This window comes from Paenibacillus sp. Z6-24, assembly GCF_054161335.1.
On the sequence record NZ_CP096398.1, the window covers coordinates 1652013 to 1664324 of the forward strand.

Here is a 12312-nt window from a genome sequence, read left to right on the forward strand (position 1 = left end):
GGGGGAAAATGCCAACATAGTACTCTATCAAACCCATACATAAACCTAATTTAATTCTCGTAACAACGAATTATTAAAATTATATTCATAAAGAAATGAGGAGAGCCAAGATGAACAGTATAGATTTGAAAAAAGCCCGGATACACAATCTTAAAGAAATTGATATTTCTATTCCCAAAAATAAACTTATCGTCGCCACTGGTATTAGTGGATCAGGTAAATCGAGTCTTATGTTCGATATCATCTTTGAAGAGGGGCGTAAAGAATATCTGAAATCTATTGGCTTGTTTGGAGATCTGGAAGATGAACAGAAGTTTGATAGCATTTCCGGCATTGGTCCTACAGTTGCTGTGAAGCAGAGTATTGTGCGTCAAGCCAACCCTCGATCAACCGTGGGTTCAAGAACAGATCTTCTACGCCTTATTGGTCTGCTCTTTTTCAGTGAAGGTCATCTTTCTTGCTCACAGTGCGAGGAAGCGGTAACGAAAGGGGGAAGCTGTAGTGCCTGTGAAAATGAAAAGAATCAGCTCGATTTCGGTTGCTTCTCCTACAATAATATTAATGGCATGTGTGTAAAATGTTCAGGACGCGGTGCTTATTATCAGGTTAATATGGACAGGTTAGTTCCAAATGATCAAATAACAGTTCGTGAAATTTTCGAATCTATCCATGTTACTCCCGGCATAACAAGGATAGTAGAGAGACAACTCAAATCCTATATGGATATATCGTATGCAGAGCTGCCAGAGTCTATCAAAAATGAGGTCATTAATGGCCATTACACGAATAATAGTGCCAATCAGAGTTTCTGTCTGTCTCGCATATTGCAGATTCGTCATAAAAAAGGTGAGTATATGGATAACCTGTACGAGCTGGTTGCATGTCCGGAATGCAGTGGCTACCGCATTAGCGACCAAGCACGCAGAGTATTCATTAATGGCCAACATATTGGAGAAGTCGGAAAGATGACACTTCTGGAAGCGAGACTCTTTTTTGAATCTGCGCTGGAAAATAGCTGTTTTACAGCACCAGGGGTAATTTTAAGTCAGGACATTTTACGTAAAATCTCTTCATTGATCCGATCTCGTTTAGGGCATTTATCGCTCTATAGAGAAATGTCTTCCTTGAGCGGAGGAGAACTGCAGCGATTATTTCTTAATTCCCATCTTGAATCGAAAATGGAATCGCTGATCTATATCCTTGATGAACCCACAGTAGGATTACATGAGTCAGAAAAAGCTGAATTGCTGAACTCCATTTATGCACTCAAGGAATTGGGGAATACCGTTATTGTAGTCGAACATGATAAAAGAACGATTGAAGCTGCTGATCATATTATCGATGTCGGACCGAAGGCAGGCATCGAAGGTGGACAAGTTATTTATGAAGGTAGTTATGCAGGGCTGCTTCAGTGCGAGGACTCACTCAGCGGGCAGTATTTGTCCGGAAAAGCAAAAATGCCGATCAGAACGTTGAAACCCGATATATTTAGCGATGAAAAGTCACCCCGATTAACGATCCATCATGCAAAAACGAATAATCTGAAAGATGTGACGGTATCGCTGCCGCTTGGCGTCCTGGTTGGTGTGGCGGGAATTTCCGGCTGTGGGAAAAGCTCGCTGATTTCAAAAACGCTGGTTCCATTTCTGAAAAAGCATTTTCGCAATTCATCAAGGAATAACACCCTAATGTATAACGGAGATTATCAAAGCAATATTGAAGATGATGCGTCACTTATTGAGACAGTAGTGGAAAGTGTGGATGGTCTGGCATATTTGTCGGGTTTTACGGAAGTTTCCCAAGCGCCAATCGGTAGAAATATTAATTCCAATCCGGTTACCTTCATTAAGATCTGGGATAAAATTCGAAAGCTTTTCTCTGACCAACCTGAAGCTAGACGCTTACAGCTGTCAGCCGGGCACTTTTCATTTAATTCCGAGGGGGCCTGCGAGAATTGCGGAGGCAGTGGTCGTCAAGCAGTCTTTCCTGGTACAGCCATGAAAATTTATATAACGTGCAGCAAATGTAAAGGAAAGCGATATAATGATGCAGCCCTGCAGGTGAGATACAAGGATAAAACCATTTCGGAAATTCTTGACCTGCAAGTATCGGAAGCAGTCTCATTCTTCAAAGAACATAAAACGATCGTTGCTACCCTGGAAGTGATGGAGCGTATTAGCATGGGTTATATTACACTGGGACAACCGACTTCCACAATGAGTGGGGGAGAAGCACAACGACTGAAGCTCGCAAAAGAGATTGGAAAGAAAAAGAAAGGGAATATTCTGTATGTCATGGATGAGCCGACTACCGGGTTGAGTCTTTACGATACAGCACAATTGATCAAACTTCTGGATGAACTGGTCAAAGATGGAAATTCGGTTATCGTTATCGAGCATAACTCCGAAGTATTAAATTCATGTGATTGGATCATTGAGCTGGGTCCAGAAGCGGGAGCAAAAGGGGGCCAAATTATTGCAGAAGGATCACCCCAGACGTTAAGAGACAATCAGGCATCGATAACCGGAAGATATTTGGAGAGGAATTAAATGGTACACAGCCATGCTGCCTGACCAGACCAATAGACGCATCATTTCCGCCTATGCTACAATAGGAAAAGCTGTGTTCACGATGCAAACGGACAAAATGACAATTAATATCCGCTGCCGCCGGCACAGGATTGAACAAACAGGGTGGAGGATGAACGTGATCTATTATGTAATTGCGCTCGTGGCTATTATTATCGACCAGATCAGCAAATACTTTGTGGCAACACGTATGGAACTCAGAGAGCAAATTCCGGTAATCGGTGACTTTTTCCTGATTACGTCACATCGCAATCAGGGTGCAGCGTTTGGCATTTTGCAGAATCAGCGCTGGTTTTTTATCGTGATTACGATTATTGTAGTGGCTGCGATTATATGGTATATCCAAAAAGTCAAATCACGGCCGGATAAGCTGCTGCCTCTGGCACTGTCACTTGTGCTGGGCGGAGCGATTGGCAACTTTATAGATCGTGCGCGGATGGGTGAAGTCGTCGATTTCTTTCAGTTTAACTTTGGCAGCTACACCTTCCCGATTTTTAATGTGGCGGACTCCTGTATTGTTGTCGGCGTGGCGCTCATTGTTCTGGACGCGCTGCTGGATATGATCCGCGAGAAGAAACAGCCTGCTAAGCAGGAAGAGGAGAATGTATAAGTGAGTAAGCAAGAGAATCATAATCAGGCCGAGGGTCTGGAATCTGTAGAAGAGATGGATACATTGGAAGTAACCGCAGAGATGGACGATATGCTGGAAGACGGCGAGGAAGCAGGAACAGAGCTGCTGGAATGGACCGTGACTGCAGACGAAGCCAAAGCACGTGTGGATAAATATATTGCCGACCGTCTGCCGGAAGGTATTTCCCGTTCCCAGGTACAGCAGTGGATTACCGGCGGCCATGTCACCATTAACGACCAGCCGGTCAAAGCCAACCGCAAACTGGCGGAAGGCGAGCAGGTCGTCGTACGTGTACCTGACCTGTCGGCTGTAGAGATCGAGCCGGAAAATATTCCACTTAACATTGTATACGAGGATGCTGATGTAATTGTCGTGAACAAGGCGCGCGGTATGGTCGTTCACCCGGCAGCCGGTCATTCCTCCGGTACGCTCGTTAATGCACTGATGTACCATTGCACGGACTTGTCCGGCATTAATGGTGAACTGCGTCCGGGGATTGTACACCGAATCGACAAGGACACGAGCGGCCTGCTGATGGCTGCCAAAAATGACAAGGCCCATGCGTCCCTGTCTGCACAGCTCAAGAACCATACCGTAACACGCAAATATATTGCGCTCGTACATGGCAATATCGAACATGATCACGGAACGATTGATGCACCGATTGGACGCGCTTCCCAGAACCGCAAGATGTTCACGGTGACAGAGAAAAACGGCAAGCGTGCGGTTACCCATTTTGCGGTTACCGAGCGGTTTGGCGATTTCACTGTAGCCGAGCTTCGACTGGAGACCGGCCGTACACACCAGATCCGTGTGCATATGAAGTTTATCGAGCATCCATTGGTGGGTGATCCGATGTATGGACGTGTCCGTGCCAAAGCTTCCTTTGTCCAAGGTCAGGCACTTCATGCCGCTATTCTTGGCTTTGAGCATCCGACTACGGGAGAATATATGGAGTTTGAAGCACCTATTCCGGAAGATATGGAACAGGAACTGCATGCTCTGCGCAATCGCTAATCCCGTCCTTTACCAGGAAATAGGATGAATTTGATGCTCTAATACAATATCTCAAAAGTCTGTCATTCCGTTCAGGGTGGCAGGCTTTTATTTTTACTGACAATACGACTTCACCGGTAAATGAGAAGCAGAGGGATAACTATTCATTGCTCAGATAAAGATGCATAAAAAATGCATGCTATACATATCTGACTTGTGATGATAAAGATGGAGGTTGACATGCCTCATTCTTTCTGTCATAATTCAATGCAGATGAATAAGCACCTTTAATTCAGTCCCGTGAGACTGGCAAGGTAACGTGAATGATGTTCACTGTAAGTACACCCTCTGATGGAGCGGTGAGGTTGCAGTGCGTCTGAGTATGACAGTCATGACTGCGGTCGATGACTCGAGACTCCTTGCCGTTTTGGGGCAGGGAGTCTTTTTTATACCCTGCATCCAGACGGCTGCAAGGCAGACTCGGGTACATCATCTGCAGCCAGCATGTTAACCACGGGGCCTTAGGTGTACGAACCACAAACCTGAGGAGGCTATAAATCATGACGATGGATACACACATTATCATGGATGAGACGGCAATCCGCCGTGCTCTTACCCGTATTGCACACGAGATTCTCGAGAAAAATAAAGGGATTGAAGATTGTATTATCGTAGGTATCCGCACACGCGGTGTCTATTTGGCAAGACGGATAGCAGAACGCATTGAGGAGATTGAAGGTACGCCTGTTCCTTATGGCGAGCTTGATATTACAGGCTACCGGGACGACCGCAAGGAAGAGCAGGCCGGGCTGACAGAACAGATGATGCTGACACCGGAAAATCTGAGCATCAGCGACAAGAAAGTTATTCTGTTCGATGACGTACTCTACACTGGCAGAACGATCCGCGCAGCGATGGATGCTCTGATGGACTGCGGTAGACCAAAGCAGATTCAGCTGGCGGTACTCGCCGACCGCGGACACCGTGAACTGCCGATCCGTCCGGATTATATCGGTAAAAACGTACCTACCTCCAAGCTGGAAGAGATTGAAGTGCTCTTGAGCGAAGTGGATGGCAGCGATCAGGTCAACATTATGCAGCATCGGGAGGTGACTGTATGATCATGGCAGCACCTACATTGCATCAGCGCAGTCTTCTCGGTCTCAAGGGCATGAGTGCACACGAACTGACATCGATTCTGGACCGGGCAGCTTACTGGGACGCTCATACGGAAAAACAGGTATCTGTACTGCAATCCAAATTTGTCGCGAATATGTTTTTTGAGAACAGCACGCGTACCCGCTTCTCTTTTGAAATGGCCGAGAAGCGTCTGGGTGCAGAAGTACTCAATTTTACGGCCGCCGCTTCCAGTGTGGAAAAGGGTGAGTCGATCTATGATACGGTACGTACACTGGAGAGCATGGGCATCGACGCGGGCATTATCCGCCTCAAACCTGCCGGTGTACTCCAGGAGCTGGCTGCCAAAGTAGGCGTGCCGCTCATTAACGCGGGGGATGGTAACAACGAACACCCGACACAGGCTTTACTTGATCTGTATACAATGCGCAGCCACTTCGGTTCGGTCAAAGGGCTGCATGTAGCGATCGTCGGCGATATTCTGCACAGCCGGGTCGCCCGCTCGAACTACTGGGCATTGAATGCGCTGGGCGCCAGAGTAAGCTTCTGTGCACCCGATAATATGAAAGCTGACGACCTGCCGGATGCCCGCTACATTAGTATGGAAGAAGCGCTGCAGGCGGATGTGGTCATGATGCTGCGGGTGCAGCTGGAACGTCATGCAACAGGCATGCTCAAGTCGGCTGAAGATTACCGGCTCCAATACGGACTGACCGAAGAACGTGCAGCTAAGATGAAAAAACATGCAATCATTATGCATCCGGCTCCAGTGAACCGCAACGTCGAAATTGACGATGCACTGGTCGAAAGTGCCCAATCCAAAATTTTTACCCAGATGCAAAATGGCGTACCGGTACGTATGTCTGTCATCGAACGAGCTCTGCGTAACTAAATCATACAGTACGGAATGACTGAATTCATATCAGGTATCCGCGTCTGTAGGAGAATAGGACCGACAGAGCGGATACCGAAAATAAACCGGCGGATCTATCCGGAAATGATGGATAGCTGAAGCCCATTTCGGAGGGTAATCATGACACTTTTCATCACCAATGCAAGCGTACTGAACGGACAGGGACAGCTCGAGAATACTCATGTATGGGTAGAATCCGGTCGTATCAAACATATTTTCTCCGGGACGACTTCTGTCGATGAAATCAAAGCGTCACACGGCGGCAGCTCTGAGATCACAGAAATTGATGCTTCCGGCAAGCTGCTTACTCCCGGACTGATCGATATGCATGTGCATCTGCGCGAACCGGGCTTTGAACATAAAGAAACAATAGCTACAGGAACACAAGCTGCAGCTAAAGGCGGATTCACGACAATCGCCTGCATGCCAAATACCAAGCCGGTGACCGACAAGCCGGAAGTCGTACAGCTGGTGCTGGACAAAGCCGCACAAGCGAACGGTGTCAAAGTGCTGCCGTATGCAGCGATTACGTATAATGAGCTTGGCCGCGAGCTGACCGATTTTGCCGCACTCAAGCAGGCCGGAGCGATCGGATTTACCGACGATGGTGTCGGTGTACAAAATGCACAGATGATGAAGGACGCCATGAAGCTGGCGGCCTCACTCGACATGCCCGTAATTGCGCACTGCGAGGATGATTCGCTGGTTGTCGGCGCTCCTGTAGCCGAAGGCGAATTTGCCCGCAAGCACGGTCTCAAAGGCATCCCGAACGAGTCGGAAGCAATCCATGTCGGCCGCGATATTCTGCTGGCGGAAGCGACCGGTGTTCATTACCATGTGTGCCATGTCAGCACCGAGCAGTCCATCCGGTTGATCCGTATGGCCAAATCGATCGGCATCAACGTTACTGCCGAGGTATGCCCGCATCATCTGATTCTGTCGAATGAAGATATCCCCGGTCTGGATGCCAACTGGAAAATGAACCCGCCGCTGCGCTCGCCGCGTGATGTAGAAGCCTGCATCGCCGCACTGGAAGACGGTACGCTCGATATGATCGTTACCGACCACGCACCGCACAGTGCCGAGGAAAAAGCCAAAGGCATGGAGCTGGCACCATTCGGAATTACCGGATTCGAGACGGCTTTCCCGCTGTTGTATACGAAGTTCGTTAAGACCGGACGCTGGTCTCTGGAAATGCTCGTACAGCGCATGACGGCTGATCCGGCAAGAGTATTCCGGCTGGAAAGCGGACGACTGGAAGAGAACGCGCCTGCTGATCTGACATTGATTGATCTGGAAGAACAACGCACGGTTGATCCGTCGACATTTGCTTCCAAAGGAAAGAATACACCATTTACTGGATGGGAGCTGCAAGGCTGGCCGATTATGACGATCGTAGACGGTCAAGTCGTGTGGTCACAGGAAGTTACAACTCCTAGTGCATAAATATACTATAATGTGATATAATTATTCATAGAGCATAAAGAACACGGTGTATGAGCTTCATACCCGTCCCAAATAACTTTCAGGATAGACAGAGGAGTGAATCGGAATGCAGGCAAAATTGTTATTGGAAGACGGAACCTTATTTACCGGCCGGAGTTTCGGAGCGGAAGGTGAAACGACAGGCGAGGTTGTATTCAATACCGGGATTACCGGTTACCAGGAAGTGCTGTCCGACCCATCTTATTGCGGACAGATCGTTACGATGACGTATCCGCTGATCGGGAACTACGGAATTAACCGCGATGATTTTGAATCGGTCCGCCCGTATATTAATGGATTTGTCGTCCGCCGGCATGAGCCTGTTCCCAGCAACTGGCGCGCCCAGTACACGATTGATGAACTGCTGCGGGAATATGGCATTATCGGCATCAGCGATATCGATACCCGGATGCTGACACGCCGTATTCGCCATCAGGGCACAATGCGGGGCATTCTGACGACAGCAGCTCTATCCACCGAAGAATTGATGGAGCGTCTGCAGGCGACCAGCTCATCGATTGACCAGGTCAGCCAGACGTCGACCCGTCACATTTACAGCAGTCCTGGTGCCAAGGAACGGATCGTATTGATCGACTACGGCGCCAAGAGCGGTATTATGCGCGAACTGACACAGCGCGGATGTGATGTGGTGGTTGTACCTCAGGATACGACGGCAGAACAGATTCGCCGCCTGCATCCCGACGGTATTCAGCTGTCCAACGGCCCTGGGGACCCGAAAGATGTAATGCACGCAGCAGGTGTAATTGCCGAACTGCTCGGTGAATATCCGATCTTCGGGATCTGTCTCGGACATCAGCTGTTCGCACTTGCCTGCGGCGCAGACACCGAGAAGCTCAAATTCGGACACCGCGGCGGCAACCATCCGGTCAAGGATCTGAGCACAGGACGCTGCTATATCACTTCCCAGAATCATGGTTATACAGTGAAGGAAGAGTCCATCAAGAACACCGACCTGGAAGTGACCCATATCAACAATAACGATAAGACGATTGAAGGTTTGAAGCACAGCAAATACCCGGCATTCTCGGTGCAGTACCATCCGGAAGCAGCACCCGGTCCATTTGATAACGGTTATCTGTTCGATCAGTTCCTGGAAATGATTCGTGAACACAAGCAGCAAAACCCCAAGAAAACACGTCAGGCTGAGATGATGGCCGCTGTGAAAGGAGCTCGCTAAGTATGCCGATAAATAAAGATCTCAAAAAAATTCTTGTTATAGGTTCCGGTCCGATCGTTATTGGTCAGGCAGCCGAGTTTGACTATGCAGGCACGCAGGCCTGCCAGGCACTGAAAGAAGAAGGCGTGGAAGTCGTGCTGATCAACAGCAACCCGGCCACCATTATGACCGATACGAACATGGCAGACAAAGTCTACATCGAGCCGATCACACTGGAATTTGTAACACAGATTATCCGCCAGGAACGTCCGGATGGGCTGCTGCCGACACTCGGCGGCCAGACCGGTCTGAATATGGCGGTAGAGCTGGCACGCGCCGGTGTACTGGAAAGTGAAAATGTCAAACTGCTCGGCACCCAGCTGAACTCGATTGAAAAAGCGGAAGACCGCGATCTGTTCCGTGACCTGATGCGCGAACTGGAGCAGCCGGTTCCGGACAGCACGATTGTAACCACACTGGAAGAATCGATCGTTTTTGCCAATGAGATCGGCTATCCGATCATCGTACGTCCGGCCTACACGCTGGGCGGTACAGGGGGCGGAATCTGCGTTGATGAAGAAGAACTGCGCGAGACGGTAGCGGCAGGACTGCGCTACAGCCCGATCGGACAATGTCTGGTGGAGAAAAGTATCGCTGGCATGAAAGAAGTTGAGTACGAGGTAATGCGTGATGCCAACGATAACTGTATCGTTGTATGTAATATGGAGAACTTTGACCCGGTAGGCGTTCATACCGGTGACAGTATCGTCGTCGCACCGAGCCAGACGCTGTCTGACCGCGAGTACCAGATGCTGCGCTCCGCATCCCTGAAAATCATTCGCGCCCTGAATATCGAAGGCGGCTGTAACGTACAGTTCGCACTGGACCCGCAGAGCTACCAATACTACGTCATCGAAGTCAATCCGCGTGTCAGTCGCTCATCGGCTCTTGCTTCCAAAGCGACAGGCTACCCAATTGCCAAAATGGCGGCAAAGATTGCGCTTGGATACACACTGGACGAGATCATGAACCCGGTTACCGGCCAGACGTATGCCTGCTTTGAGCCGACACTGGATTATATCGTAGCCAAAATTCCACGCTGGCCGTTTGACAAATTCACCGGTGCCAACCGCAAGCTGGGTACCCAGATGAAAGCAACCGGCGAAGTGATGGCGATCGGCCGTACATTTGAAGAAGCGATTCACAAAGCGGTCCGCTCGCTGGAAATCGGTGTTCACCGTCTGCATCTCAAAGGTGCTGATGAGATTGAAGACAGCAAGCTGGATGAGCGCCTGACCAAGGCGGATGATGAGCGTCTGTTCCTTGTCGCCGAAGCATTCCGCCGTGGATACAGCATGGATCAGATTCAGGAGCTGACCAATATCGACTGGTGGTTCCTCGACAAGATCGAGCGTATCGTCGCTTATGAATCTGTAATTACGATGGAAGATGAACTGACCGATGAGACGTTGTATACAGCGAAGCGCCTCGGATTCACCGACCGCTCAATCGCCGAACTGCGCAGCCAGAACAAACCGGATGACAAATTCAACAATGAACATGCTATCCGTGCCTATCGTAAAGAAAATGGCATGATGCCTGTCTTCAAAATGGTAGACACCTGCGCTGCCGAGTTCGAAGCGACAACGCCATACTACTATTCCACATTCGAGACCGAGAATGAAGTCACACCGGCTACCAAGGAGAAAATTGTCGTGCTTGGTTCGGGACCGATCCGTATCGGACAGGGAATCGAGTTCGATTACTCTACCGTTCATGCGGTATGGGCGATCCAGGAAGCCGGTTATGAAGCGGTTATTATCAACAACAACCCGGAGACTGTATCGACTGACTTTAACACATCGGACAGACTGTATTTCGAGCCGCTCTTCTTCGAGGATGTCATGAATGTCATTGAGCAGGAACAGCCGGTAGGCGTAATCGTACAGTTTGGTGGACAGACAGCGATCAATCTGGCTGCACCATTGCAAAAAGCAGGCGTCAAAATTCTCGGAACGAGCCTGGAAAGTATCGATGAAGCGGAAGACCGCAAAAAGTTCGAAGCTCTGCTGTCCCGACTTAATATCGCCCAGCCGCAGGGCAGCACCGTGCTGTCTGTGGATGAAGCGGTAGAAACCGCGCAGAAGCTCGGTTATCCGGTACTTGTACGCCCATCTTACGTACTCGGCGGACGTGCCATGGAGATTGTATACTCTGACGAAGAACTGCTGCGCTACATGGTGGAAGCCGTCAAGGTCAACCCGGAGCATCCGGTACTGATCGACCGTTATATGCTCGGCAAGGAAGTCGAAGTGGATGCCATCTGTGACGGCGATACCGTCGTGGTGCCTGGCATCATGGAACATGTGGAACGTGCAGGCGTGCACTCCGGTGACTCCATCGCGGTCTATCCGCCGCAGCATCTGTCCGCAGAGCTCAAGGAGAAAATCGTCAACATCACGATCCGCATTGCCAAGGAACTGAAAACAATCGGTCTGGTCAATATCCAGTTCGTTATTTTCAAAAATGAAGTGTACGTGATTGAAGTGAACCCGCGTTCCTCCCGTACCGTACCATTCCTGAGCAAAGTCACCAATATCCCGATGGCCAATGTGGCGACACAGGCGATTCTTGGACGCAAGCTGGCCGATCTCGGATATGAGGAAGGCATGTGGCCGGAGAGCGACCATGTCTCTGTCAAAGTACCGGTATTCTCCTTTGCCAAGCTGCGCCGCGTAGAACCGACACTCGGACCGGAGATGAAATCCACGGGTGAAGTCATGGGACGCGATCTGCTCTATGCCAAAGCACTGTACAAAGGACTGATCGGTGCTGGTATGAAAATACCATCCACCGGCGCCCTGATCGCTACCGTAGCGGACAAGGACAAAGACGAAGCGGTTCGCCTGCTCAAAGGCTTCTACCGTCTCGGTTACAAAATCATTGCCACCGGCGGTACAGCCGATGCACTGAAAGCAGCCAATATCCCGGTAACTGTTGTCAACAAGCTGTCTGAAGGTACGCCGAACATCCTGGATCTGATCCGCAGCGGACAGGCAAACTTCGTAGTCAACACACTGACCAAAGGCAAAACACCGGAGCGTGACGGATTCCGTATCCGCCGTGAAGCGGTAGAGAACGGCGTCGTATGTATGACGTCTCTGGATACCGTTGAAGCGCTGCTGACCATGCTGGATACGATCAACTTCTCGTCTTATGCAATGCCTTCCCTGAGCAAGGAGAAGCAGCAAAGCAAAGAGAGTCTCGATATCCAGGCCGTTGTCGGCCAGCTGGAAGACCAGGAGACAATCCTGAGCTAAATGATGATGAGCCACTTGTGCGGCGGACCATTCACGTGTCCGCCGTCATTTGTGTGCGCATATGT

8 protein-coding genes are annotated in these 12312 nt (G+C 49.6%); all 8 read left to right on the plus strand.

What is annotated here, in order from left to right; genetic code table 11:
• The first annotated feature begins 110 nt into the window (after positions 1-110).
• The 8 genes from M1D61_RS07205 (at position 111) to carB (ending at position 12247) form a co-directional block, all read left to right on the plus strand.
• Complete coding sequence (locus tag M1D61_RS07205) at positions 111-2549, plus strand: excinuclease ABC subunit UvrA (protein ID WP_458121752.1); 2439 nt, start codon at positions 111-113, stop codon at positions 2547-2549.
• 157 nt (positions 2550-2706) lie between these two features.
• Entirely contained in the window at positions 2707-3198 is a 492-nt protein-coding gene (lspA, locus tag M1D61_RS07210) for a signal peptidase II (RefSeq protein WP_458121753.1), read from the plus strand.
• Positions 3199-3279: 81 nt separating this feature from the next.
• Positions 3280-4236, plus strand: coding sequence for an RluA family pseudouridine synthase (locus M1D61_RS07215; RefSeq protein ID WP_458122433.1), 957 nt, complete (start codon positions 3280-3282; stop codon positions 4234-4236).
• Positions 4237-4775: 539 nt separating this feature from the next.
• Positions 4776-5336 carry a bifunctional pyr operon transcriptional regulator/uracil phosphoribosyltransferase PyrR gene (gene pyrR, locus M1D61_RS07220; protein ID WP_458121754.1) on the plus strand — a complete coding sequence of 187 codons (561 nt, stop codon included), beginning with the start codon at positions 4776-4778 and terminating at the stop codon, positions 5334-5336.
• Positions 5333-6244 carry an aspartate carbamoyltransferase catalytic subunit gene (locus M1D61_RS07225; RefSeq protein WP_458121755.1) on the plus strand — a complete coding sequence of 304 codons (912 nt, stop codon included), beginning with the start codon at positions 5333-5335 and terminating at the stop codon, positions 6242-6244. The genes pyrR and M1D61_RS07225 overlap by 4 nt, the downstream gene beginning before the upstream one ends.
• 141 nt (positions 6245-6385) lie before the next feature.
• Entirely contained in the window at positions 6386-7711 is a 1326-nt protein-coding gene (locus M1D61_RS07230; RefSeq protein WP_046214769.1) for a dihydroorotase, read from the plus strand.
• 106 nt (positions 7712-7817) lie between these two features.
• Positions 7818-8948: a glutamine-hydrolyzing carbamoyl-phosphate synthase small subunit gene (gene carA, locus M1D61_RS07235; protein ID WP_458121756.1), complete on the plus strand. Its 1131-nt coding sequence runs from the start codon at positions 7818-7820 to the stop codon at positions 8946-8948.
• A 2-nt stretch (positions 8949-8950) separates the two neighbouring features.
• Positions 8951-12247 carry a carbamoyl-phosphate synthase large subunit gene (carB, locus tag M1D61_RS07240; protein WP_458121757.1) on the plus strand — a complete coding sequence of 1099 codons (3297 nt, stop codon included), beginning with the start codon at positions 8951-8953 and terminating at the stop codon, positions 12245-12247.
• Positions 12248-12312 lie beyond the last annotated feature (65 nt).